This window comes from Salinispora cortesiana, assembly GCF_000484695.1.
Lineage (GTDB): Bacteria > Actinomycetota > Actinomycetes > Mycobacteriales > Micromonosporaceae > Micromonospora > Micromonospora cortesiana.
Genome location: NZ_AXVR01000044.1, coordinates 18,468 through 41,128, shown reverse-complemented (window position 1 = coordinate 41,128; position 22,661 = coordinate 18,468). Strand labels below are relative to the sequence as shown.

The window sequence follows — 22,661 nt, the reverse complement described above, 5'->3', positions numbered from 1 at the left end:
GGGGTGGCGACTGGGGAAAGGCCGGCCACTCGGGCTGGAAGAGCGATGGCCATGGTGACAGGAAGGACAAGGGCACCAAGGACAAGGGCACCCCGGTGCCCTGCGACCCCAACGCGCTGATCGCCGCGATCACCGCGGCGAACCAGGCCGGCGGCGGCACCCTACGCCTGGCCGAGAAGTGCGTCTACACCCTCACCATCAACCAGGACGACAACGGACTACCCCAGGTCTTCCAACCCATCACCATCTACGGCCAGGGCGCCACCATCATCCGGGCCGCCGCCGCCGACGACTTCCGCATCTTCGAGGTCATCACCGGCGGCGACCTCACCCTCAAAGACCTCACCGTCGCCGGCGGAAGGCTCGAGGGCAACAACGACGACGGCGGCGGCATCCGCGCTGGCGAAGGCACCCGACTCACCCTCGAACGCGTCACCGTCCGGGACAACATGACCCTCGGCGGCAACGGCGACGGCGGCGGCGTCTGGGGTGACCGGAGCAAGGTCACGATCACCAAGAGCACCATCACCCGCAACACCGCCGGCGACGAGGGCGGTGGCGTCTCCAGCGACCAGAGCACCTTTACGATCAGCAAGTCGAAGCTGACCAACAACACCGCCGGCACCACCGGCGGCGGGTTCTCCAACGACAATGGTTCCGCCACTATCCGCCACACTCTGATCAGCGACAACACCGCTACTGACGGTGGGGGTGTGGACAACGACGGTGACATCTCCGAGATCGTCCACAGCACCATCACCCGCAACACCGCCAGCGGACTCGGCGGCGGCATCTACGACAACGGCGAAGAGTCGCTCCTGCTCCAGCACGTCAAGGTCGCCGAGAACAGCGCCACCTCCGGTGGGGGGCTCTACCTCACCACCGATCTCGGTGCCACCGTGGAGGACAGCAAGATCGTGTACAACACTGCCACCACCACCGACGGCGGCGGCATCGCCATCGTCGGCGAACCCGTGGTGGCCCTGCGCCGCACCACCGTCTCCGGCAACCAAGCAGCCGGAGTCGCCGGCGGCATCTTCTTCGACCCGAGCGACCCCACCACCGTCCTCACCCTCACCGACGTCCGCGTCACCGACAACATCGCCCAAAACGAACCCGGCGGCGTCTACAACAACGGCGTGATCAACGTCTTCGGTGATATCACCATCATCAACAACCGACCCACCAACTGCACCGGCAGCCCCAACCCCGTACCAACCTGCTTCGGCTGACCGACCTACTCGAGGCGCCCCGGCGGTGACCGCCGGGGCGCCTCCCTGCTCGCGCCGGCCCGCCGTCCCCGCCGGAAGCAGGGCGATAGTCTCTGGCCATGACGATGCGCCCAATCCGGATCATCGGCGACCCGGTGCTTCGCACACCCGCCGCACCGGTCACCAGCTTCGACGCCGAGCTGCGCGCGCTGGTCGCCGACCTGATGGACACGCTGCTCGGCGCCCCCGGCCGAGCCGGGGTGGCCGCCCCACAGATCGGCGTCTCCGTCCAGGTGTTCGTCTACGATGCCGACGGCCACCGCGGCCACCTCATCAACCCCACGCTGGAACTCGGCGACGACCGCCAGGACGACGACGAGGGCTGCCTGTCGATTCCTGGCCTGTACTTCCCGACCCCACGCGCCATGCGCGCCACCGCACACGGTGTAGACCAGTACGGGCAACCGTTGACCATCACCGGCACCGGCTTCCTCGCCCGCGCTCTGCAACACGAGACGGACCACCTCGCCGGTCGTCTCTACGTGGACACGCTGCGCGGGGAGACCCGCCGCCGGGCCCTGCGGGAGATCCGCGCCGGCCGCTACGCGCCGCGTAGCCGGTGACCGCCGCCTCGCCGGGGCACCTACCGATTGGCCGCGCTCACCTCATCGTCCCCGACGTTGCCGCAGCCACAGGCCGAGCGACCCGACCGCCACGAATACCAGCACTGAGCACACGAACACCTTCACCACCGGGCCACCATGCCACGGCTCTAGGCTGACCCGGTGCGCCTGGCCACCTTCAACCTGTTGCACGGGCGGTCGCTCACCGACGGGCTGGTCGAGTCGCAACGGCTTACGGCCGCCGTCGCTGCCCTTGACGCCGATGTCCTTGCCCTCCAAGAGGTCGACCGGGGGCAGTGCCGCAGCGGCTACCTGGACCAGACGGCTCTCGCCGCCCATGCCCTCGCCGCCGGTGAACACCGCTTCGCCGCCGCCGTCGTCGGTGAGCCCGGCGGGCAGGTCCGCCCGCTGACCCACGACGACGACGGCCAGGACGAACCCCGCTACGGCGTTGGCCTGGTCAGCCGCCACCCGGTCCTCTCCTGGCAGGTCATCCGGCTGAGGCCGGCACCGGTGCGCACGCCGATCTACGTACCCGGACCCCGCGGTGGCCTCGTGCTGCTCCGGGACGAACCCCGCGTCGTGCTCGCGGCGGTTCTGCGCACCCCGCACGGTCCCTTGACCGTCGCCACCACCCACCTGTCGTTCGTTCCCGGTTGGAACGCCCGCCAGCTACGCCAGAGCGTCCGCGCGCTGCGGGCCCTGCCCGCTCCACGGATCCTGCTCGGTGACCTCAACCTGCCCGCCGGGGCGGCCCGACTCCTGACCGGATGGCGTACCCTCGGCCGCCGATCCACGTATCCGGCTGGACAACCCCGCATCCAACTCGATCACATCCTCGCCGACCGGCAGGACCTTCATCGACTCCCACCGGTGATGGCCGTGCAAACCCCACTGTCGGTTATCTCCGATCACCGACCCCTCGTGGTGGACCTCGGTTGACCGGCGGCGCTGGCGTGGTGTTGGGCTCGCGTTGCTCACATCACCCGGGGGCCGGGCAGCAGGTGCCCGAGGAGGAGTTTGAGGATCAGTAGCGGCGCCAACCAGGCGAGCGCTGGCGGGGTGGGCAGAAGTGTGACCGCCGCAACCAGTAGCCCGGCTGCGGCGGCGAACGCCAACGGGCGTTTCAACATCGGAGCGGCGGTGGCGACCAACACGGCGGCGGCGAGGGTACCGGCGTAGAGCGTGATCGCGGTCGACCACGGGTACGCGGGCAGGATCAGCGCCAGGACGGGCAGGTGGACGTGGGCCGCCACGAAGATCACCTGTCGGCGGGCGGCGGTCGCGCCGGTGTGGAACCGGCGCGACACCGAGGCGGTGGCGTTGACCACGGCCCCGCCGAAGATGTCGAAACCGAGGATCGCCAGCACCACGACGATCGGGGGTGGATAGCCCGCTGCGGCGCCGATGGCTGCGGCGACGCCGGCGCCGACGACCGCGGTGAGGTAGCTGAGCCACCGCTCCACTCGGGTGGCGCCGGGGGCGATGAGCAGGTCGTTGAGCCGCGAGGTGGCGCGTCGCGGCAGGGGCATGGGAGCTGTCATGGGCATCTCCATCCTTCACTCGAGCGGTGCAATTTCGTTCACTTTAGTAGACAGATATGCACCTGTCGAGGGTGGTCTACGACGCACCGGGACCGTTGTCCGGCAGGGCGATCACGCGTACGCCGAGGGAACGGGCCACGGCGGCCGAGTCGTCGGTGCTGTGGTCGTCCACGACGAGCACCTCGATGGCCGGGTACGTCTGGTCGAGCACGGCGCGCAGGCAGACCTCGAGTGACGCGGCGTAGTTGTAGCTCGGCACGATGACCGAGACCAGCGGGGTGGAGTTCACAGCGCCTCCGCGGGCTTGTCGTACAGCCGCCGGAACGTCCTCGAGGACAGCAGGCCGAAGACACCGACGCCGGCCGCGACGGCGATCACCAGGTTGAGCAGGAAGTGCATGGCGACGAAGTAGGCGACGAACACCGGGCCGCGGCGGGCGGCGACGAACCGGTACATCGGCCAGTCGAGGCGCAGGTAGCCGGCGAACGCGACCGCGGGAAGCAGCGCCCAGACCGCGCCACCGACTGATTCATGCTTGGCCAGCGAGGGGCAGAACGCCGGCCTGATGACACCGGACCTCGACACGCAGGAGTGGGCGCTATGCCCGCCTTGCTCGACTTGTCGATATCTGTGAGCTTATCGGCGCGGTCTGGCTCACGCTGGTGGCCAGTGCCAGCTGGGTGCTGGCCGCGCCGGGCGGCTGGGACCTGCACTTCACCGGCCTCGGCCTGGTGTACAGCAACCTGTACGTGCTGATCGCGCTCGCCGGGCTGGTCCTGCTCGCCGGATGGCTGTCCCGGCGAAGTGCCGCACGCGGTGAGCCCGGGTGGCGTTACGGCCCGGGTGCGCCGGACGGCTTCCGGATCGCCGTACCCGAGTAGAGCTGGTCGATCGTGTCCCACCAGTGGCGGAGGCCGTCGCGGCCCACCGGGTCGGTGCCGAGCACGTCGGCGATGCGATCCCGCAACAAAATGATCGACAGCTCGTGGGCCAGGAGCACGACCGAGAGCTGCGCCCGGTCCGTGTCTTCGGCAACCGCACCGCCCTCGGCCATCCGACGCACCAGTGAGTCGGTGAACTCCTGCAGCCGGCGGTACGCCTCGACCGAGCGTGCGGAGTCGCCGATGAGCAAGTGCGCGAGGTAGCGGGTGGTGGCCGGCGCCCGGAGCGCGTCGGCCGAGGCGAGAAAGCGGTTGGGTGGACCGACTCCGTCGGTGTCGGCGAGCGCCTCCAACGCGTTGCCCAACAGGCCCAGCACGTGGGTGTCCACCGCGGCGACCAGACCGTCACGGGACCCGTAGTGTTTGATGATCAGCGACTGTGAGACCTGCGCCCGCTCCGCCACCTGTTTGAGTGATGCCGCCGCCGGCCACTGCTCGCCGAACAGCTCCAGGGCGACATCCCGAATGATCGCCCTGGCGGTGCGATCCTCGGGTACATACATGTTCACCACCGTAACAACCCGGGTGCTACGCACCCCGGTCGACCTCGCCACGCCCTGGCGCCGCCGGCCCACGCCCCCTGCCCGTACCGCCGCGATTCGGCGAGGCGTGGCGGGACGGATTGCGGGTACAGGGCGAGCACCAGCGACGGTGAAAGGTGGTGCCAGCGTAGTGAAGTTCCTGGCGATAGCGACCTACACCACCCAGGGGGTCAGTGGACTGGGCAAGGAGGGCGGGACGCGGCGGGCCGAGATGGTCCGGGCGCTCATCGAGAACTCCGGCGGACAGGTGGAGTCGCTGTACTTCTCCTTCGGCGAGCATGACGTGTACGTCTTGTGTGACCTGCGGGACAACGTGGTCGCGGCCGCGCTCAGCATCGCCGTCCGCGCGGCCGGTGGAGGGGAAACAATCATGGTGCCGCTGTTGACTCCGGAGGAGATTGACGAGGCAGCGAAACTCCCGGTCACCTACCAGGCGCCCGGCCAGGCGGAGTAGGGCCGGCCAGCACACCCTGCCTCGCCCCGACTCCGCCGGTGAAGGTGGGGTGGCATCTCCCGGGTTGACCAGCGCGGGAACCCCGCCCTGACCTCAGCTGCGGCGGGCGAGCGGATGGGTCACGTCCTTGCTGAGGCAGGTGGTTCCGTCTGGGCTGGCGAGCGAGTCCGACTGGTATCCCTCGCTGTGATAGAAGTCGAGGTTCCGCAGGCTCTTGACGCCGGTCGCCAGGAGAATCCGATCGCAATCGGAGGTGGCGTCGGCCTCGGCGGTGCGCAGCAGCCACCGGCCCAGACCTTGGCCGCGTAGGTCGGGCACGACGGCGAGCCGACCTACGTGCCAGTCGGTGTCGACGCGGCGGGCGCGGACCATCCCTAGGAGCCGGCCGTCACGCCACAGACCTGTGGCGTGCCACGTCGTGAGCCATTCGCGTACCTGTTCTGGCGACTCGTGTAGGGCGGGTATGTCCATGGTCTCGTTGACGAGGGCCTCATCCACCCAGCAGCACCGCTGCAGTACCGTCACCTCGGGTGCGTCGTCGCCGCTCAGCCGCCTGACGTAAGACCCTGGCAGCGGTCCGGATCGGCTGCTGACCCGTGCGTTCTCACGCAGTGGCCGCAGGGCGTTTGCGACCCGTACCAGTTCGTCCAGCAGGTCGAGGCCCGCCCGGTCGCGAGCCGCGTCGGGTAGTAGTCGTCCCTCCGTCGTTGCGTCCGTGAGACGGATCGCGACCGTGGCACCCAACGGAACCAGGCGCAGCGTGGTCACCACCTGCTTGGCGTGCTGAACCGATCGGGTGCCCGCCGACGTGTTGCCGTAGCTGACGAAACCGATCGGCTTCCACGCCCATTCGCGGCGGAGATAGTCCAGCGCGTTTTTCAGGGTCGCTGGCATCCCGTAGTTGTACTCCGGGGTGATTGCGATGAAACCATCCGCCGGGTCAACGATCGAGCTCCAGCGCCGTGTGTGCTCATGCTGGTAAATGCCCGACGACGGGTGTTCCTCCTCGTCAAGAAACGGCAGGTTCACATCGCCGAGGGTCACCGGCATCAGCTCGACGCCGAGCTCCGCGGCGCGTGGGGAGATCGCTTCGACCAACCACTGGCTCACGTGGGGACCGAAAGCGCCTGGGCGGGTGCTGCAGATCAGCAGAAGAACGCGAACCGGCTTAGTTGACATGGAAACGAAGTGTAGGTGCTAGATTGATTACATGTCAACTAAACCGTCGACCGGAGCCGTACGCTGGTTGAACCCGGACCAGGAGCGCGCATGGCGGGCGTTCCTGCGCATCACGGTCGCCGTCCAGGCCGGCACGGCGCGCGACCTGGCCGCGATCGGGCTCTCCGAACCCGACTACGAAGTACTGAGCACCTTGTCGGAACGACCCGGCCACACCAGCACCCTGGGGGAGCAGGCCGACAAGATGGGCTGGTCACGCAGCCGGCTGTCCCGGCACGCCACCCGGATGGCGGCGCGTGGTCTCCTGAAACGCACACCCGACCCGAACGACGGCCGGGGCTGCTTCCTGGTGCTCACCGCACCGGGTCTGACTGCGCTCGAAGACGCCGCACCGGCCCACGTCGAGTCGGTACGACGCCACTTCATCGACCGGCTCACCCCCGCAGACCTCCTCGCCATCGAACAGATCGCCCGCAGGCTGGAAGAGCCCGGAGTCGGCGAAGATCGGCCCGGCGACGTGACAATCGGTCGGTAGCCCCATCCAGGCGTCCATGCGATCTCGGTTTGACCGCATAGCCCGAACTCCGATTAGGTGAGGCTGTGCTAACTACTGGTTCCACGCCGGCGCTGCGCGCTCCGGCAGACCCCGACGATCGACGGGCGTTGGGATGGTCGCCGTGGCGGACGGTGATCGGCTTCGGTGTGGTGAGCCTGGCCGCCGACATGGTGTACGAGGGCGCCCGGTCGGTGTACGGTCCGCTCCTGGCGTCGTTGGGTGCCTCCGCACTGATCGTCGGCTTGATCACCGGCGCTGGTGAGGCGGCCGCGTTGGCGCTGCGGCTGGTGTCGGGGCCGCTGGCCGATCGAACCCGCCGCTACTGGACGTTGACGACCGTCGGGTACGCGTTGACGGCGGTGTGCGTGCCGCTGCTGGCGGTGACCCCGCGCTTGGGTGCTGCGGGACTGGTGGCGGCCGCGGTGTTGATCGTGATTGAACGGCTGGGTAAGGCCGTGCGGTCACCGGCGAAGTCGGTGCTGTTGGCGGATGCGGCCGGCGCGGTGGGGATGGGCCGCGGGATGGGCGTCCACAAGGCCCTGGACCAGGTCGGGGCGTTCGCCGGCCCGCTGCTGCTGGCAGCACTCACCGCCGCAGCCGGTGGGCTCCTGTGGCCGGGGCTGGCCGGGCTGGCGGTGCCGGGGGCGCTGGCGATGGTCCTGCTTCTGCTCCTGCGCCGCCGCGCCGGCATCGCGCACCCGCGTGACGTTGCCGTCGACAACCGAGACAGGCGCGATGACCCTGCCCGGCGGGCCTCGCTGCCGGCGTCCTTCGGATGGTTCGCGGTGGCCTGCGCCCTGTGCACCGCGGGGCTGATGACCTTCGGGTTGATCGGTTTCCACCTGGCACAGACCGGTCTGGTGCCGGCGGCGGGGGTGCCGCTGCTGTACGCGGTGGCGATGGTGGCGGCGGCGGTGGCCGCCCTCGCCACCGGTGCGGCCTACGACCGCATCGGAGCTCGGGTCCTGCTGGTACTGCCCGTGCTGGTAGCAGTGGTGCCGCCACTGGCGTTCACCAACGGGTTGGCGGTGGCCGCCGGCGGGGTCCTGGTGTGGGGTGCCGCGCTGGGGGTGCAGGACTCCACTGTCAAGGCCTTCGTGGCCGACCTTGTGCCCCGGGCGCGCCGGGGCACCGCGTACGGCGTTTTCGCCGCTGTCCAGGCCACCGGTGCGCTCGTCGGCGGTGTCGCCGCCGGCGCTCTGTATGACTCCTCCCGGGCCGGGCTCTTCGCTGCGGTCGCCGCCGCGCAGGCCGCCGCGATGCTCATCCTGGTCCGCGTGTTGGCCGGTGCCCGCCACCGGTGACGGCCGGCCCGGCTACCGGGCGACGTGCTGGTTGGAGCGGTTCCTGCAGCCACCGCCGACTACACCAGCACCACCACCTGCCCCCACAGCCAGTCCGCGGCCACCACCATCACCATCGCCGACCCCGCCGACCCCGACCTACCCATCACCGGGGCCAGCCTGCCCCGTCTGCTCGGTGCCGCCGCCCTGCTCATCCTCGCTGGCGCCACCCTGCTCCACCGCACCCGCCGACCCCGGTCACCCCAGCCGCGGTGACCGCGCCGGGACCGGGTCTGCAGAAGGGGGGGGGTAACCCCCGGCCCGGCCGGTGGCCTGCGGGATGGTGCTGCGCTGCGCGTTCGAAGACGCTCAAAGCGCACCCGGCATCGGGCCGGGTGCGCGCCAGCGGACGGAGCGAGGCATGAGTACCATCACCGCACCTCACCGCGTGCAGACCGAGTGGCATCGGCCGCTGCTCGCGAACGCGGTCTTCATGTTCACCGTTGCCCTGGTGTCCGTCGGGGGCCTGCTGCTTGACGACCGGCACCTCGTCGGCGAGCCGGTCTGGCTGAAACCGTTGAAGTTCGGGTTCGCCATGGGCGTGCACGCCCTCGTGCTGGCGTGGCTGCTCGGCAAGCTCCACCGGGGCCGACGCGTCGGCTGGTGGCTCGGCACGGTCTTCGCGTTCGCCGGGGTGCTGGATGTCGGAGCCGTCGCCTACGCCGCCGCCAACGGCACCTTCAGCCACTTCAACGACAACAGCGACCCGGTGGCCCGCACCGTACAGGCGTTGTTCTCCGTCGGCATCATGCCGCTACTGCTCACCACCTTCTTCGTGGCGATCCTGCTGCTGATCCAGCGCGTCGGTGACCGCGCGCTGACCCGGGCGCTGCGCGCCGGGCTGGGCCTGGCGGTCGCCAGCATGGTCGTGGCCCTGTGGCTGAGCGTCGCGGAGGAGACGCCGCGGGTGGTGGCCGACGCCAACGGCCAGCAGGTGTCCCTGATCGGCGCGCACGGCATCGGCGACCCCGACGGCAACGGAATGGCGGTCACCGGGTGGAGCACGACCGGTGGGGACCTGCGGGTTCCGCACTTCGTGGGAATGCACGCCATCCAGGGGCTGCTGCTGCTCACCGTGGCCCTGGGCGCCGCCTCGGCCCGGCGGCCCTGGCTGCGCGACGAGCGGACCCGCGCCGACCTCGTCGGCGCCGCCGCCCTCGGCGCTACCGGGCTGTTCGTGGTGCTCAGCTGGCAGGCCGGCCGAGGCCAGTCAGTCCTGCACCCCGACCTGGCGAGCATGACCGCGTTCACCGCGGTCGCCGCGCTCACCCTCGCGGCGGTGACCGGTGCGCTCCGGCGGGCGCGCCTCCGACCGTTGCCCACCCCATCCTGAGAACCTTTCGCACATGCTCTCCTCTCAGGTGCCGGTGCGGCGCCGCTCGACACCAACACCGGTACTGCCCGCCGGCGCGGCTGACTTCACCGAGGCGTGGCTGGCCAACCGCCGGCTCAGCGCACACACCCGAGCCGCCTACCGGCGGGACGTCGCCGGCTGGCTCAGCTGGTGCGCCGACGCCGACGCCGACCCCTTGCAGGCGACATTCCTGCACGTCAACGCGTACGCCCGGTGGTTGGAGTCGATGCCGAACGCCCGCAGCGGCAAGCCACTCACGCCCGCCACGGTTGCCCGTAAGCTCTCCGCCCTGTCCAGCTGGTACGACTTTCTGGTCAAGCTGCGAGCCGTCGAGACCAACCCGGCGACCGGCGCGGATCGCCCCCACGTTGACCGCGACCACTCGGCGACCATCGGGCTCACCCCGGAGGAGGTCAACGCACTGCTCACCGTCGCCGACAGCGCCACCGGCCCGACCGCCGCCCGGAACCGGGCCGCCGTGGCGCTCCTGGTCGATCTCGGGCTGCGGGTCGGGGAACTGGTGTCGTTGGACGTCGGCGACCTGGGCACCGAGCGCGGCCACCACAGTGTCCGCTTCACGGGTAAGGGCGGCCGGGCCCGGCGACGGGCCCTCACCCCGAGCTCCGTGGCGGCGGTGCACGCCTATCTGGCGCTGCGGGCCGGCGTCGCGGGTGTGCCGGTGCACCGGCTGACCGGTCCGCTGCTGGTGACCTCGACCGGAGCCCGGCTGGACCGGCACTCTGTGTTTCGGCTGGTCCGCCGGCTGGCCCGAGAGGCCGGCATCCCGGGGTGGGCGCGGCTGTCACCGCACTCGCTGCGGCACTCCTTCGCCACCACCGCCCGCGCCGAGGGCGTGCCGTTGGAGGACGTGCAGGACGCGATGGGGCACGCCGACCCGCGTACCACCCGCCGCTATGACCGCGACCGGCACAACCTCGACCGGGACCCGGCGTACGCGATCTGGGCGGCCCGGTCCCGCCGCCGCGGCTGACCCGCCGCCACGGCGCAACCGCGCCCGCCGGCACCTGTCAGTCCAGCTGCGGCAGCACGTGCTGGCTGAAGTACGCCAGGTGATCGACGTCGAACTGGTGGGGTGTCTGCAGATAGAGCCGGCTGATGCCCGCCTCGGCCAACTCCCCGATCCGGTCGACCACCTGAGCTGGGGAGCCGACCAGCCCGTGCTCCATCATCTGCGTGGTGAAGAGCCCACCGACCGGTTCCGCCCGCTGGGCCACCTCGGCGGAGTCCCGGCCACAGACGAGCAGGACAACAGCCGAGCGGCGCAGACTCGACGGCACCCGGCCGGCCTTCTCGCAGGCCGCGTCCACCCGCGCGCCCTGCTCCGCGATCTCCGTCAGGGTCGGGAAGGCGTAGTTGAACTCGTCGGCGTAGCGACCCGCCAGGCAGGGTGTCCTGGTCGGTCCTTTGCCGCCGATGATGATCGGCGGACGCCGCTGGGCGGGTTTCGGTAGCCCCGGCGCGTCGGTCAACTGGTAGTGCCGCCCGGGATAGGTGAACAGCTCGCCCGGCGGGGTGTTCCACAGGCCGGTGACGATGTCCAGTTGCTCCTCGAAGCGGTCGAACCGTTCGCCGAGGGCGGGGTAGGGGACACCGTAGGCGCGGTGTTCCGGCTTGTGCCATCCGGTGCCGAACCCGAAGTCGACCCGCCCGTTGCTCATCTGGTCGACCTGGGCGACCGTGACCGCCAACAGGCCCGGGTGCCGAAACGTCGCCGAGGTCATCAACGAACCGAGTCGGATGCGTCGGGTTTCCCGGGCCAGCGCGCCGAGGGTCACCCAGGTGTCGGTGGGGCCGGGCAGCCCCGCGGCACCGGCCATGGCCAGGAAGTGATCCGAGCGGAAGAAGCCGTCGAGCCCGAACTCCTCCACTGCCCTGGCGGTGGAGGCGACCTGCTCGTAGCTCGCCCCCTGCTGGGGGTTCGTGAACACATGGCACTGCATGTGCCCAGTTTCCGGCGAACCGGTCCACCTGTCGGCGCAACAACCAACATCAGGGTTCCTGCCCCCGACAGGTGGGTCACACCCCGTAGGAGCGCAGGAGTCGGCGGGTCCGTTCCGCGATCGGGAAGGGCTTGTCGGCGGGGCAGGGGTAGAGGTCCTGCTCGACGATGGCGAACATGTCGGTGTCGAGTCGTCGCGCGGCGGCCAGCACCGGTTCCAGCTCAGGGAACCCGCTCGGGGGCTCACACCACACCCCCCGGGCCACCGCGGTGGCGAACGGCTCGTCCTTGGCGACAACATCGGCGAGCACCACGGGGTCGACCTGCTTGAGGTGCAGGTGGCCGATGCGCTCGCCACAGCGGTCGAGCAGCCGCACGCTGTCCCCGCCCCAAAAGGCGTAGTGCCCGACGTCCAGGCAGAGGGAGACCAGTTCCGGGTCCGTCGCGTCGAGGAAGCGGGTGACTGCCTGCTCGTTGTTGATATGGGTGTAGGCGTGCGGGTGGAGCATGACGCGTAGCCCGAAGGAGTCGCGGACCTGTCGTGCGAGCCGGTTGGTCAACACGGTCAGGTCATGCCACTGCGCCGCCGTGAGGTGCGGCTCCTCGACGAACGCGCCAGTCCACGGGTCGCGCCAGAGGCCCGGCATGATCACGACGCAGGAGCCACCCACTGCCCGTACGAGCGCCGCCGTCATCGCCACCCGGGGCCAGCTCTCCTGCCAGCCGCTGTGACCCCGGTGCAGGGACGTCGAGATCGTCGCTGCGGCGACCCGCAGGCCGCGCAGGGCGGTTTCGCCGGCGAGCCGGGTCGGGTCGGTCGGCAGATACCCGTACGGGCCGAGTTCGATCCACTCGAAGCCGGCCCGGGCTACCTCGTCGAGGAAACGTGGCCACGGAACCTGCCGTGGATCGTTGGCGTACCACACCCCCCAGGAGTCCGGGGACGAACCAACCTGGATCCGGTGGTCCGGACCGTGCGGCGGACTCATCGCCGACCACCTTCCTTCGCGGTATCCGACCGCAGGTCGCCCGAGTCCCACTGGTGCTGGTCCTCGACGGCGCGCCGCAGTTCGTCGGTGGTGACATCCCCCAGGTATGTCACCCGACCCACCCGAGTCGGCGTCGGGATGCGCTGCTGGCCGCCCCGGTGTCGGGCGGTGTCGGACAGGGCAGCTGCCAGCCGTTGCGTGTCCGCCATCGCGGGGTGCCACACGTCCAGGCCGAGGGAGCGGATCAGGCGCAGGATCCGGTCGCGGACGAAACGCCCGATCAACCCCCGCCGCCAGGCGATCATGCTGGTCCAGGCGATGTCCAACGCCACCGCATGGCCGTGCGTTTCGATGGGTTCGATGCCCGGCGAGATGTTGTGCCCCAGGTAGCTGGCCCGGGCCGTCTCGTGTTCGAACGGGTTGCGTTTCAGTTCCCGCATCATCCACGAGATCGATCGGCTGAGGATCTCCTCGGAGGCGTCGTCGGTGGCCCGGAAGCGCTCCTCGGCGACCCGCGGTCCGTGCTCCTCGAGAATCCGGAACAGGGCAGCGTCTCCGGCGACGGCGACCTTGATGATCTCCGCGAAGCCGTCCCTGATGGCGTGTTCCTGCAACGTCCTGAAGAAGCGGGCGTCGGTCATCGACGACCGTGCCGGATGGTAGAGCCCGGCCCGGTTCTTCCACCCGGTGTTCACGCCGCACTTCAGGGCGAACATCGAGTCAATGGCCGCCACGAGGGTGGTGCCGATGAAGTCCCACGACACACCCCGCCGGTGTTCGCCGGCCACCAGACCGAACACGTCGTGCAGCACGCCGCCGCCGATTGCGATCGGCGGTTCCCCGAACCGGGGAACGCCGAAGGCATCCATCTCGTCGTAGATCCGATCCGCTTCGTCGCGGGTTTTGGCGTCCTCCCCGCCTGGCAGCAGACAAGGCGGGTTGTTCCACTCGAGTCGGTAGCGGTCCAGCAGCCCGGTGATCTCCTTCTGGTACAGCCGCCAGACACTCTCGTCTATGGTGACGAAACGCCGCCGGGAGCGGTCCAGGTCACCGAAGAGCGTCGGCTCGCTGCGGGGCGTGAGCTCCAGCAACCCGTCGTAGAGCGCGGTGCTCCACCGGACGGGCCGGGTAACCTGCGCCTCCCACTTCCAGGACCGGGCCATGCCGCTTGGGTTCCCGCCGCGCCCGAAACCATGCCGCCACCGGACGCGGCGCACCAGCGGGTAGTCCGCCGTCAGAGCCCGGCGATCTCCGTCATCCGGACCGGCCGCCGCTCCCGCTGCGACCGCCGGCACGCCTCCGCCACCCGAAGTGCCGCCACCGCCTCCCGCCCGTCACACGGGTTCTCCAGGTCGCCCCGGGCCAGCTGAAGGAAGGTGTCGATCTCCGCCTCGAACGCCGGCGCGAAGCGCTCCAGGAAGCCTTGGATGGGATCCGACGACGGGCACGTGGCATCCGGCTCGACGGAGGTCAGCGGGGTGCGCCGGTCCAGCCCAACCGCGATGGTGTCCGTGTCCCCGCACACCTCCATGCGTACGTCGTAGCCGGCCCCGTTGCACCGAGTGGCCGTGGTGACGGCGAGCATCCCGTCGTCCATCGTCAGCAACGCCATCGCCGTGTCGAGTTCCCCCAGTTCGGCGAAGATCTGCGGCCCGGCGTCCGAGCCGCACGCATACACCTCGGCGACCTCCCGGCCGGTGATCCACCGCAGCAGGTCGAAGTCGTGGATCAGCGCGTCCCAGAAGATCCCGCCGGAGGCCGACAGGTACGAGGCAGGCGGGGGAGCGGGGTCCGCGCCAACCGAACGAATAGTGTGCAACCGACCGAGTCGACCGGAGCGCACCAGCTCCCGGCCGGCCCGGTAGCCCGCGTCGAACCGACGCATGAGGCCGATCTGCAATGTCGCACCCTCAGCCTGCACCTCGTGCATGGTCTGTATCGACTCGGACAGGTCCGTCGCGACGGGCTTTTCGCAGAACGCCGGCAGACCCGCCCGTACGGCCTGCCGGATCAGCCCGGCGTGCGCGGCGGTGTTGGCCGCGATGACGACCGCGTCGGTCGAAGAGGTAAACACCTCGTCAACCGAATCCGCCGCGCTGACATCGAAGTGGCGGGCCACCTCCTGGGCGCGCTGCCGGTCTGTGTCGGCCACCACCAACGAGGTGACATCGGCGTGGCGGTGGAGATTAGCGGCGTGGATGGCACCCATCCGACCCACGCCGACAACGGCAACACGCATACCGTGATTATGGAAATATTTCCGCCGTGCGTCGCGGTATTCCGCACCATCGCCCGAGGCCAAGTCTCTACCGTCGAAGGGTGTGAACGCCGAGCCGCCGTGGATTCGGCCGTCGCAGCCACGACGGCCGGTCCGCACCGGCCTGGTCGTCGCAGGCGCCATGGCCCTGTTCTGCTGCGTGGGTGTCGCCGGGCTGGCCGCGTGGAACCTGCAGGCGGTGACCCGCGCCGCCGCGCCGGTACGGCTCACCGCCGACAGCTTCCTACGCCAGCTCACCACCGGGGACACCGCCGGCGCCTACGAACAGCTCTGCGCCGACTCCCGCAGCCGGTGGAGCAAAATCGGCTTCACCAGCTGGGTACGAACCCCGCCGACCGTGCAGGATTACGAGATCGTCGATGTCGCCGTCACCAGCCGCCGCGGCCGACCACAGGGCACCGTCACCGTACGGCTGACCCGCGACAGCGGCAGCACCGAACAGCGGGAGCTATCCATCGTCACCGAGGACGGCGGCTGGCGGGTCTGCGGCGACCCGTACTGATTCACCCGGACCGGGCATGATCCGGTCAGCCGGACGTGGCCGGCCCCAGCTCGCCGGCGCGGTGGTGGCGCCGGCAGAGCACCTGGTAGCGCACCTGGGCGGTCTCGGCCGTGTCGCCGACAACCACCTGCGCGCCCTCCCGCGCCACCCGCCCGTTGATCACGCGGGCGTTGAGCAGCCCCTCCCGCCCGCACCAGCAGAGCACCTCCACCTGGATCCGGGCCACCGAGTCCGCCAACTCGAACAGCCGCCGCGCGGCCGGGAACATTCGGGACCGAAAGTCGGTCGCCAGACCGAACGCATAGACGTCAACGTCGTCGGCGTCAACCAACTCGGCCAGCTGCTCGACCTGCTCGACCTGGTAGAAGCTGGCCTCGTCGCAGATCAGGTAGTTGACCTGGCTCCCCTCAGCCCGCCGGCTGCGGACCAGGGCACGCAGGTCCAGCTCATCAGTGACCTCAATCGCCTCGTGCGCCAACCCGACGCGGGTGGTCACCCGCGGGCCCAACGACCGGTCGATACGGGTGGTGACCAGGCCCCGCCGCCCTTGCCGGGCGTGGTTGTAGTTCATCTGTAGCGCCATGGTGGACTTGCCGCAGTCCATCGGGCCCCAGTAGAACCGCAGCGCCGCGGCGTGCAGCGGACGCCCGTCCCCACCGGCGCGGACGGGCGATCGGGGCACGGGGGTCGGGCAGGCCGAATCGGTGGGGGCGTGGTCGGTCACGGTCCGGCAGCCTAGCCCATCAACCCACCGCAGCGGCGGCGGCGATCGATCGGCTCACAGCACCCGCGGCGGTCGGTTCCCCGCGGCCACGATCGCCCGCCGCATCGGGACCGCCAGCAGCAGCACGAACCCGACCACGAAGAAGATCAACAGCGAGACCAGGCCCACCCGGTAGGAGTTGGTCAGCTGGAACACCAGCCCGAAGGCCAGCGGACCAAGCCAGCTGGTACCCCGGTCACTGATCTCGTAGAAGCCGTAGTACTCACCCTCCTTACCGGCGGGGATGAGCTGGCTGAACAACGACCGGCTCAACGCCTGGCTACCACCGAGCACCAGCCCGATGGCCGCGCCGAGCGCCATGAACGGCAGCGGCGCCTCGGCGGGTAGCCGGAACGCGGCGATCACCACCGCGATCCACAGCACCAGGCTGAACAGGACGGTCTTCCACGCGCCGATCCGCCGGGCGAGCGCGCCGAGCAGCAGCGCGCCACCAAAGGCGAGGAACTGCACCAACAAGATGGTGACGATCAGGGTGCTCTGGGTCAGCCGCAGCTCTTCGGTGCCGTACTGGGAGGACAGGGTGATGACCGTCGCGATGCCGTCGTTGTAGACCAGGAACGCCAGCAGGAAGAACAGCGTCAACGGATACGCCCGCAGCTGCCGTAGGGTGCTCCCGAGCTGCCGGAAGCCATCGGTGAGCACGTTACCGCCGCTGGTCAGCGCCGCGGCGGTGGGATGCTCGCGGAGCCAGCGCAGCGGCACCAGGGTGAACGCGGCCCACCACGCGCCCGCCGAGACGATCGACCAGCGGGCCAGATCCAGGGTGCGCTGCGGGTTGCCCTCCTCGGTCAACGCGGTGACCACGGCCAGGTTGAGCGCCAGCAGCAGACCCCCGCCGAGGTACCCCAACGCCCATCCCCGGCTCGAGATGCCGTCCCGGTCGTCCGGCCCACCCAGCTGCGGCAAGAAGGAGTTGTAGACCACGATCGCGGCGCCGAAGGCGATATTGGCGACCAGGAACAGTGCCCCGCCGAGCAGGTACCGCTCCCCGGTGACGAAGGCCATCGCGACAGTCGCACCGGCACCGACGTAGGCCGCGGCGGCGAGTAGCCGCTTCTTGTGCCGCGTCCGGTCGGCGATCGCGCCGACAACCGGCAACACGAAGACGGTGAGCAGCACCGACAGCGAAATCAGATACGGGTAGTACGACCCAACGGCGACCTTAATCCCCAGCGGGTACACGTACCCGAGGCAGCTGTCCGCACCGAGCTCGCAGCCGGCCGCCTGCTCCGCCACCGTGGTGAGGAACGGGCCGAGAAACACGGTGATGACGGTGGTCTGGAACGCCGAGTTCGCCCAGTCGTAGAAATACCACCCGGTGCGTTCCCGGCGGCTGCTGCGCGGGGTGGGGGGAGTGTCGTCAACGGCGGGGGCGGCGGTGGCGGACATGTCCGGTTCTACCCTTGAAATCAGGCGGCCCAGTGGCCGCGGCTGCGGTAGACCTCGCGCAGCACACCCACGTGATCGGTCATGATGCCATCCACCCCGAGGTCCAGTAACTCGTGCATCTCGGCGGGTTCGTCAATGGTCCAGACATGCACCTGCAGCCCGAGACGGTGACAGTAGGCCAGAAACCGGCGGTCGGTGACCCGCAGCCGCCCATACCGCACCGGCACCTGCGCGGCGACCACCGACTCCGGCAGCCGAACCCGCCGGCCGGCCAACGACGCCACCCGCAGTCGCGCCACACCTCGCACCCCGAGACTGGTGGCGATCCGGCCCTGGGTCAGCGCCCGCATCCGGGACAACCGCGCGTCACTGAACGAGGCCAACAGCACCCGATCGCCGGAGCCGGCGCGCTCGACGGCGGCCACCGCCGGTTCGACGCCGGAGCCGGCCTTGACGTCTACGTTGAACCGAACCTGCGGCCAGGCGTGCAGCACCTCGTCCAGGCGGGGCACGACGGACGCCCCACCGACGCGCACCGTCGCCAGGTCGGCCCACCGCAGCTCGGCGATTCGACCGGGGGAGCCGGTCACCCGGTGCAGCGTGGGGTCGTGGAAGACCACCGCGACGCCGTCGGCGGTGGCGTGCACATCGGTCTCGACGTACCGGTAGCCCAGGCCGACGGCCCGGGCAAATGCCGCGGCCGTGTTCTCGTCACCCTGGGCGGCGCCACCACGGTGGGCGAATGCCAGCGGCGCTGGTGTGTCGAGATAGGGGCACGGGCCGGTCAGCACGCCGAGAAGTATGCCGGCCAATCGGGTCGTCAGGTAGTGGGCGAGAGCCCGAAAGTGGCGGGTGTCAGCTCCGACGGTGGGAGCGGCTGGTGTCGACCGGCCGCCCGGGATCAACATGGCGAGGCCGGTCGGGTTCGTCGGGCCGAAGTGAGGCCAGCGTGTCCGTGATCGCATCGATGATCCGGTCGGTGGCCCGGCGGGCCACGCCGGGTGCGCCGGGCGCCAGGTCGGTGAGGTCGACCGGGGCGCCGAAGCGTACCCGGACCACCCGCCGGTGGGTGACGGTGCGGGCGAGCGCGCGCACCAGCCCTTTCGGGGTCCGGTAGGGGAGCACCTCGTGCGCGCCCCACTGCGCGACCGGGATCACGGGCACACCACAGCTCAGGGCGAGCCGGGCGGCGCCGGTCTTGCCCCGCTCGGGCCAGAGCCCCGGATCCAGACCGATGCGGCCTTCCGGGTAGACCAGGATGGCCGCGCCGTCGGCCAGGGCGTCGGCGGCCACCGTCATCGCCTCAGCCACGGTGCTGGCACCCCGGTCGACCCGGATGTGCCCGGCGTGCCGCATGGCGGCACCGACCAGCGGGGCGCGGAACAGCCCACCGGTGGCCATGATCCGCGGCGCGATCCCCACCGAGTGGCAGGCGGCGGCGAGCACGATGGGGTCGAACGGGCTGATGTGGTTGGCGGCCAGTAGCAGGGGCCCGGGGCGTAGGTGCCCCGGAATCTCGTCGGCCACCTCCAGCCGGGCCAGGGCGCCGACCACGACGCGGGCGAGTGGTTGTGCGGTACGCCAGATTAGCGGCGCTCGCCATTCGGGGTGCCCAGTCTCCATCAGCGCTTCATGATCGCACGGGTGCGCACCCAGCGGGCCGTCGACCCCCCATGACCGAGGCCGTTGGTCCCGGGACCTCAGGCCCCCCGCCCCCTGAGAATTCTTCTACGACCGACTGTAGTATCTACTACGCTTCGTAGTAAGTCTGTAGATCTGGGGGTCACAGGTGGACGCGTTAGACGTCGCCCGTTGGCAGTTCGGTGTCACCACCGTCTACCACTTCCTGTTCGTGCCACTGACCATCGGCCTGTCCATCCTGGTCGCCATCCTGCAAACGCTCTGGCACCGCACCGGCAACGAGAAATACCTCAAACTCACCAAGTTCTACGGCAAACTCTTCCTGATCAACTTCGCGATGGGTGTGGTCACCGGAATCGTGCAGGAATTCCAGTTCGGCATGAACTGGAGCGACTACTCCCGCTTCGTCGGCGACATTTTCGGGGCCCCCCTGGCCATCGAAGCCCTGGTCGCCTTCTTCCTCGAATCCACCTTCATCGGCCTCTGGATCTTCGGCTGGGACCGGCTACCCAAACGCCTACACCTAGCCACCATCTGGGCCGCCGCCATCGGCACCAACCTGTCGGCCTACTTCATCCTCGCCGCGAACTCGTTCATGCAAAACCCCGTCGGCTACCAGATCAACCCCGACACCGGCCGCGCCGAACTGACCGACTTCGTCGCCGTCCTAACCAACAAGGTCGCCCTGATCACCTTCCCGCACACCATCGCCGGCGCCTTCCTCGTCGCCGGCTCCCTCCTCGTCGCCGTCGCCCTGTGGCACCTGATCCGCCGGCCGGACTCCACAGACACCCCGGCCTACCGGTTCGCCGCCAAGTTCGGATCCTGGGTCACCCTGATCTCCGCCACCGCCGTCATGATCACCGGCGACATCCAAGGCAAGATCATGACCCAGGTGCAGCCCATGAAGATGGCCGCCGCCGAAGGCCTCTACGACACCGAGAGCCCCGCCTCGTTCTCCGTACTCACCGTCGGCAGCCTCGACGGCAGCCGCGAACTCTTCGCCCTGAAGATCCCCTACCTGCTGTCCTACCTCAGCACCGGCGACCCCAACGGCACCGTGAGCGGCATCAACGACCTCCAAGCCCAATACACCGCCCAGTACGGCGCCGGCAGCTACACCCCGATCATCCCGGTCACCTACTGGAGCTTCCGCCTCATGATCGGCTTCGGGCTGGCCGCCGCCGCAATCGCCCTCCTGGTGCTCTGGAGCCAACGCAAGGGCCGCACCCCCACCAGCCGCTGGCTACTCCGCGCCGGCCTGGTCATGCCCCTACTACCACTCGCCGCGAACTCCTTCGGCTGGATCTTCACCGAGATGGGCCGCCAACCCTGGATCGTCTTCGGCGAAATGCTCACCCGCGACGGTGTCTCCCGCAGCGTGTCGATGGCCGAAGTCCTCACCTCGTTCACCGCCTTCACCCTCATCTACGCCGCCCTCGCCGTCATCGAATGCAAACTCCTCATCCGCTACGCCAAGGCCGGCGTACCCGACCTGACCCCGGAACCCGACCCCGACGACACCGACGACGCCGAGCGCCCGCTCGCCTTCGCCTACTGATCTGCGGAGCCCCCACATGGAACTCACCACCATCTGGTTTCTCCTCGTCGCCGTGCTGTTCACCGGCTACTTCATCCTCGAGGGCTTCGACTTCGGCGTCGGCATGCTCCTACCGGTCCTCGGCCGCGACGACCGCGAACGCCGCGTCCTGATCAACACCATCGGCCCGGTCTGGGACGGCAACGAGGTCTGGCTAATCACCGCCGGCGGCGCCATGTTCGCCGCCTTCCCCGAGTGGTACGCCACCCTCTTCTCCGGCTTCTACCTACCGCTACTGCTCATCCTGCTCGCCCTGATCGCCCGCGGCGTCGCCTTCGAGTACCGCCACAAGCGCCCCGAAGCATCCTGGAAACGCCGCTGGGACCACGCCATCTTCTTCGGATCCCTACTCCCCGCCATCCTGTGGGGAGTCGCCTTCGCCAACATCCTGCGCGGCGTACCCCTCACCGCCGACCACGAGTACGCCGGCGGATTCTTCAACCTCCTCAACCCCTACGCACTCCTCGGCGGCGCCACCACCGCCGCCCTGTTCCTCACCCACGGCGCCGTGTTCATCGCCCTCAAAACCGTCGGCGACATCCGAGACCGCGCCGCCGCCCTCGCCGTCCGCGTCGGCGTCGCCACCGCCGTACTCGCCGTCGCGTTCCTCACCTGGAGCCTGACCATCCGCGCCAACACGGCCGCCATCGCCCTCGCCGTCGCCGCCGCCGTGGCCCTGCTCGGCGGCCTCGCCGCCGCCTACGCCCGCCGCGAGGGGTGGGCCTTCATCGGCACCGCCGCCGCCATCGGCCTGGCCGTGGCAACCCTGTTCACCGCCCTGTTCCCGAACGTGCTGCCCTCCACCCTGGACGCCGCCGGCACCCTCACCGCCACCAACGCCGCCTCCACCCCCTACACCCTGAAAATCATGACCTGGGTGGCGGTGATCTTCACCCCGATCGTGCTGGCCTACCAGGGCTGGACCTACTGGGTCTTCCGCAAGCGCATTGGCGTGGCCCACATCCCGCCACACTGACCCCACCACACCCCCGAAAACGACGGTCGCCCGTCCCCCGGAAGCCCGGGCGACGGGCGACCGTCATCGTGCCACTCAGCCCGCCTCCCGCAGCTCCGCCAGCCGCGCCTCCACCTCCGCCAACTCCGAACGCAGCTTCTCCGCCTGCTGCTCCGCCTGGGTCCGCTCCGCGGCGAGGATCTGCTCCACCGCCTCCTGCACACCCGACACATCCACCAGCCCGACCATCCGCAGCGCCTCCGCCGGCTTCACCACATACGGCTTGGCGAGCACCTTCGCCCCCTGCTGCGCCGCCACCGTCCACTCACCCTCGGCGTACGCCAACGTCACCGTCAGCCCCGCCGGCCCCTTCGCCTTCGTGGCCTTCATCGGCTTCGCCGCCCGCCGCGCCGGCTTCACCGACTCCGCCGGCCGCGCCGACGAATCCTCCCCGGCCACCGGCGGCGGCGTGTCCAACACGAACTCCGGCTCCGGAGCCGCCGGCGGCTCCCCGGCCGGCACCTTCCGCCCCGCCCCCCGCGGCGCCACCGCCACATCAACGGGGGAGAAGGGCAACTCGTCCCGCCCGAACCGCACCACCACGAACTCGTCGGAGACCTCCGGGTCGGTCAACGCCACGATCTGACCGACCTGCCCCGCAATCTGCCCCGCCGACGCTGTAAACACCACCTTCGGCTTCCGGCCCGCGGCAACCGCCTCCCGGATACCCGCCACCTCCTCGGTGGACAAACCCTGCCCCGACATCACACCCCCTCTTCCGTACACCTGTCCGACAGCAGTACTTGATACCAGCCG

At 69.8% G+C, this 22,661-nt stretch carries 26 protein-coding genes and 1 pseudogene; 13 read left to right on the top strand and 14 right to left on the bottom strand.

All coding sequences use genetic code 11. From position 1 onward, the window contains the following. The 3 genes from K228_RS0118140 to K228_RS0118130 all read left to right on the top strand — a co-directional run. Nucleotides 1-1,232 (top strand): hypothetical protein (locus K228_RS0118140; RefSeq protein ID WP_029723730.1); only part of this gene is annotated, 1,232 nt, incomplete at its 5' end. Between the two features lie 98 nt (nucleotides 1,233-1,330). Beyond that, on the top strand, nucleotides 1,331-1,834 hold the full coding sequence (locus K228_RS0118135) for a peptide deformylase (RefSeq protein ID WP_025619718.1): 504 nt from the start codon (nucleotides 1,331-1,333) through the stop codon (nucleotides 1,832-1,834). A 162-nt stretch (nucleotides 1,835-1,996) separates the two neighbouring features. Continuing rightward, nucleotides 1,997-2,776 (top strand): endonuclease/exonuclease/phosphatase family protein, encoded by a 780-nt coding sequence (locus K228_RS0118130; RefSeq protein ID WP_025619717.1) that lies wholly within the window; start codon nucleotides 1,997-1,999, stop codon nucleotides 2,774-2,776. Between the two features lie 35 nt (nucleotides 2,777-2,811). Here the strand turns inward: K228_RS0118130 and K228_RS0118125 are convergent, their stop codons facing one another. The 3 genes from K228_RS0118125 to K228_RS0118115 form a co-directional block, all read right to left on the bottom strand. Beyond that, nucleotides 2,812-3,378 carry a hypothetical protein gene (locus tag K228_RS0118125; protein WP_025619716.1) on the bottom strand — a complete coding sequence of 189 codons (567 nt, stop codon included), beginning with the start codon at nucleotides 3,376-3,378 and terminating at the stop codon, nucleotides 2,812-2,814. Between the two features lie 76 nt (nucleotides 3,379-3,454). After that, complete coding sequence (locus K228_RS0118120) at nucleotides 3,455-3,667, bottom strand: glycosyltransferase family 2 protein (RefSeq protein ID WP_025619715.1); 213 nt, start codon at nucleotides 3,665-3,667, stop codon at nucleotides 3,455-3,457. After that, the gene (locus K228_RS0118115) at nucleotides 3,664-3,963 is read right to left on the bottom strand and encodes a hypothetical protein (protein ID WP_025619714.1); all 300 of its coding nucleotides are present in this window, start codon (nucleotides 3,961-3,963) and stop codon (nucleotides 3,664-3,666) included. The genes K228_RS0118120 and K228_RS0118115 overlap by 4 nt, the downstream gene beginning before the upstream one ends. A 53-nt stretch (nucleotides 3,964-4,016) precedes the next feature. Between K228_RS0118115 and K228_RS0118110 the strand changes: the two are divergent. Next, nucleotides 4,017-4,259: pseudogene (locus K228_RS0118110) on the top strand (glycosyltransferase 87 family protein); the annotation flags it as partial. Here K228_RS0118110 and K228_RS0118105 read toward each other — a convergent pair. Beyond that, nucleotides 4,211-4,822, bottom strand: a complete 612-nt coding sequence (locus tag K228_RS0118105; protein ID WP_029723728.1) for a TetR/AcrR family transcriptional regulator — start codon at nucleotides 4,820-4,822, stop codon at nucleotides 4,211-4,213. The pseudogene K228_RS0118110 and the gene K228_RS0118105 sit on opposite strands and share 49 nt — an antisense overlap. A gap of 169 nt (nucleotides 4,823-4,991) precedes the next feature. Between K228_RS0118105 and K228_RS0118100 the strand changes: the two genes are divergently transcribed. Continuing rightward, complete coding sequence (locus K228_RS0118100; protein WP_025619711.1) at nucleotides 4,992-5,315, top strand: GYD domain-containing protein; 324 nt, start codon at nucleotides 4,992-4,994, stop codon at nucleotides 5,313-5,315. 93 nt (nucleotides 5,316-5,408) lie between these two features. Here K228_RS0118100 and K228_RS0118095 read toward each other — a convergent pair whose 3' ends face one another. Beyond that, complete coding sequence (locus tag K228_RS0118095) at nucleotides 5,409-6,461, bottom strand: bifunctional NAD(P)H-dependent oxidoreductase/GNAT family N-acetyltransferase (protein WP_025619710.1); 1,053 nt, start codon at nucleotides 6,459-6,461, stop codon at nucleotides 5,409-5,411. Between the two features lie 64 nt (nucleotides 6,462-6,525). Between K228_RS0118095 and K228_RS0118090 the strand changes: the two genes are divergently transcribed. The 5 genes from K228_RS0118090 (at nucleotide 6,526) to K228_RS0118070 (ending at nucleotide 10,738) form a co-directional block, all read left to right on the top strand. Beyond that, nucleotides 6,526-7,029: a MarR family winged helix-turn-helix transcriptional regulator gene (locus tag K228_RS0118090; protein ID WP_025619709.1), complete on the top strand. Its 504-nt coding sequence runs from the start codon at nucleotides 6,526-6,528 to the stop codon at nucleotides 7,027-7,029. 65 nt (nucleotides 7,030-7,094) lie between these two features. After that, a complete protein-coding gene (locus K228_RS0118085) occupies nucleotides 7,095-8,354 on the top strand; it encodes an MFS transporter (RefSeq protein WP_025619708.1) in 1,260 nt (419 codons plus the stop codon). A 24-nt stretch (nucleotides 8,355-8,378) separates the two neighbouring features. After that, the gene (locus K228_RS0118080) at nucleotides 8,379-8,609 is read left to right on the top strand and encodes a hypothetical protein (protein ID WP_025619707.1); all 231 of its coding nucleotides are present in this window, start codon (nucleotides 8,379-8,381) and stop codon (nucleotides 8,607-8,609) included. 145 nt (nucleotides 8,610-8,754) lie between these two features. Then, nucleotides 8,755-9,726, top strand: a complete 972-nt coding sequence (locus tag K228_RS0118075) for a hypothetical protein (protein WP_025619706.1) — start codon at nucleotides 8,755-8,757, stop codon at nucleotides 9,724-9,726. Nucleotides 9,727-9,739: 13 nt separating this feature from the next. Further along, nucleotides 9,740-10,738, top strand: a complete 999-nt coding sequence (locus K228_RS0118070) for a tyrosine-type recombinase/integrase (RefSeq protein ID WP_025619705.1) — start codon at nucleotides 9,740-9,742, stop codon at nucleotides 10,736-10,738. Between the two features lie 37 nt (nucleotides 10,739-10,775). Here the strand turns inward: K228_RS0118070 and K228_RS0118065 are convergent, their stop codons facing one another. The 4 genes from K228_RS0118065 to K228_RS0118050 form a co-directional block, all read right to left on the bottom strand. Next, nucleotides 10,776-11,708: an LLM class F420-dependent oxidoreductase gene (locus K228_RS0118065; RefSeq protein ID WP_025619704.1), complete on the bottom strand. Its 933-nt coding sequence runs from the start codon at nucleotides 11,706-11,708 to the stop codon at nucleotides 10,776-10,778. Between the two features lie 76 nt (nucleotides 11,709-11,784). Next, nucleotides 11,785-12,696, bottom strand: a complete 912-nt coding sequence (locus K228_RS0118060; protein WP_025619703.1) for a sugar phosphate isomerase/epimerase family protein — start codon at nucleotides 12,694-12,696, stop codon at nucleotides 11,785-11,787. Beyond that, complete coding sequence (locus K228_RS0118055; RefSeq protein ID WP_025619702.1) at nucleotides 12,693-13,859, bottom strand: 3-dehydroquinate synthase family protein; 1,167 nt, start codon at nucleotides 13,857-13,859, stop codon at nucleotides 12,693-12,695. The genes K228_RS0118060 and K228_RS0118055 overlap by 4 nt, the downstream gene beginning before the upstream one ends. Before the next feature lie 71 nt (nucleotides 13,860-13,930). After that, the gene (locus tag K228_RS0118050; protein ID WP_025619701.1) at nucleotides 13,931-14,935 is read right to left on the bottom strand and encodes a Gfo/Idh/MocA family protein; all 1,005 of its coding nucleotides are present in this window, start codon (nucleotides 14,933-14,935) and stop codon (nucleotides 13,931-13,933) included. An 82-nt stretch (nucleotides 14,936-15,017) separates the two neighbouring features. Between K228_RS0118050 and K228_RS0118045 the strand changes: the two genes are divergently transcribed. Next, the gene (locus K228_RS0118045) at nucleotides 15,018-15,476 is read left to right on the top strand and encodes an Rv0361 family membrane protein (protein WP_025619700.1); all 459 of its coding nucleotides are present in this window, start codon (nucleotides 15,018-15,020) and stop codon (nucleotides 15,474-15,476) included. Nucleotides 15,477-15,501: 25 nt separating this feature from the next. On the opposite strand, the gene K228_RS0118040 is transcribed toward K228_RS0118045, so the two are convergent. The 4 genes from K228_RS0118040 to K228_RS0118025 all read right to left on the bottom strand — a co-directional run bounded on the left by K228_RS0118040 (nucleotide 15,502) and on the right by K228_RS0118025 (nucleotide 19,272). After that, nucleotides 15,502-16,200 (bottom strand): thymidine kinase, encoded by a 699-nt coding sequence (locus K228_RS0118040; protein ID WP_025619699.1) that lies wholly within the window; start codon nucleotides 16,198-16,200, stop codon nucleotides 15,502-15,504. Between the two features lie 54 nt (nucleotides 16,201-16,254). Then, the gene (locus K228_RS0118035) at nucleotides 16,255-17,649 is read right to left on the bottom strand and encodes an MFS transporter (protein ID WP_025619698.1); all 1,395 of its coding nucleotides are present in this window, start codon (nucleotides 17,647-17,649) and stop codon (nucleotides 16,255-16,257) included. Nucleotides 17,650-17,669: 20 nt separating this feature from the next. Next, on the bottom strand, nucleotides 17,670-18,440 hold the full coding sequence (locus tag K228_RS0118030) for a glycerophosphodiester phosphodiesterase family protein (protein WP_025619697.1): 771 nt from the start codon (nucleotides 18,438-18,440) through the stop codon (nucleotides 17,670-17,672). Nucleotides 18,441-18,504: 64 nt separating this feature from the next. Next, nucleotides 18,505-19,272 (bottom strand): lysophospholipid acyltransferase family protein, encoded by a 768-nt coding sequence (locus K228_RS0118025; protein WP_025619696.1) that lies wholly within the window; start codon nucleotides 19,270-19,272, stop codon nucleotides 18,505-18,507. A 166-nt stretch (nucleotides 19,273-19,438) separates the two neighbouring features. Between K228_RS0118025 and K228_RS0118020 the strand changes: the two genes are divergently transcribed. Further along, nucleotides 19,439-20,851, top strand: coding sequence for a cytochrome ubiquinol oxidase subunit I (locus K228_RS0118020; RefSeq protein WP_025619695.1), 1,413 nt, complete (start codon nucleotides 19,439-19,441; stop codon nucleotides 20,849-20,851). A gap of 16 nt (nucleotides 20,852-20,867) precedes the next feature. Further along, on the top strand, nucleotides 20,868-21,866 hold the full coding sequence (gene cydB / locus K228_RS0118015) for a cytochrome d ubiquinol oxidase subunit II (RefSeq protein ID WP_025619694.1): 999 nt from the start codon (nucleotides 20,868-20,870) through the stop codon (nucleotides 21,864-21,866). A 75-nt stretch (nucleotides 21,867-21,941) separates the two neighbouring features. Here cydB and K228_RS0118010 read toward each other — a convergent pair whose 3' ends face one another. After that, nucleotides 21,942-22,610 carry a hypothetical protein gene (locus tag K228_RS0118010; protein ID WP_025619693.1) on the bottom strand — a complete coding sequence of 223 codons (669 nt, stop codon included), beginning with the start codon at nucleotides 22,608-22,610 and terminating at the stop codon, nucleotides 21,942-21,944. Between the last annotated feature and the right edge of the window lie 51 nt (nucleotides 22,611-22,661).

What these genes read in the sequence shown, in the direction of transcription:
- K228_RS0118125 (WP_025619716.1), bottom strand. Translation starts at nt 3,378, where the DNA reads ATGACAGCTCCCATGCCCCTGCCGCGACGCGCCACCTCGCGGCTCAAC.
- cydB (WP_025619694.1), top strand. Translation starts at nt 20,868, where the DNA reads ATGGAACTCACCACCATCTGGTTTCTCCTCGTCGCCGTGCTGTTCACC.
- K228_RS0118090 (WP_025619709.1), top strand. Translation starts at nt 6,526, where the DNA reads ATGTCAACTAAACCGTCGACCGGAGCCGTACGCTGGTTGAACCCGGAC.
- K228_RS0118035 (WP_025619698.1), bottom strand. Translation starts at nt 17,649, where the DNA reads ATGTCCGCCACCGCCGCCCCCGCCGTTGACGACACTCCCCCCACCCCG.
- K228_RS0118055 (WP_025619702.1), bottom strand. Translation starts at nt 13,859, where the DNA reads ATGGCCCGGTCCTGGAAGTGGGAGGCGCAGGTTACCCGGCCCGTCCGG.
- K228_RS0118010 (WP_025619693.1), bottom strand. Translation starts at nt 22,610, where the DNA reads ATGTCGGGGCAGGGTTTGTCCACCGAGGAGGTGGCGGGTATCCGGGAG.
- K228_RS0118060 (WP_025619703.1), bottom strand. Translation starts at nt 12,696, where the DNA reads ATGAGTCCGCCGCACGGTCCGGACCACCGGATCCAGGTTGGTTCGTCC.
- K228_RS0118025 (WP_025619696.1), bottom strand. Translation starts at nt 19,272, where the DNA reads ATGGAGACTGGGCACCCCGAATGGCGAGCGCCGCTAATCTGGCGTACC.
- K228_RS0118050 (WP_025619701.1), bottom strand. Translation starts at nt 14,935, where the DNA reads ATGCGTGTTGCCGTTGTCGGCGTGGGTCGGATGGGTGCCATCCACGCC.
- K228_RS0118065 (WP_025619704.1), bottom strand. Translation starts at nt 11,708, where the DNA reads ATGCAGTGCCATGTGTTCACGAACCCCCAGCAGGGGGCGAGCTACGAG.
- K228_RS0118070 (WP_025619705.1), top strand. Translation starts at nt 9,740, where the DNA reads ATGCTCTCCTCTCAGGTGCCGGTGCGGCGCCGCTCGACACCAACACCG.
- K228_RS0118075 (WP_025619706.1), top strand. Translation starts at nt 8,755, where the DNA reads ATGAGTACCATCACCGCACCTCACCGCGTGCAGACCGAGTGGCATCGG.
- K228_RS0118105 (WP_029723728.1), bottom strand. Translation starts at nt 4,822, where the DNA reads ATGTATGTACCCGAGGATCGCACCGCCAGGGCGATCATTCGGGATGTC.
- K228_RS0118135 (WP_025619718.1), top strand. Translation starts at nt 1,331, where the DNA reads ATGACGATGCGCCCAATCCGGATCATCGGCGACCCGGTGCTTCGCACA.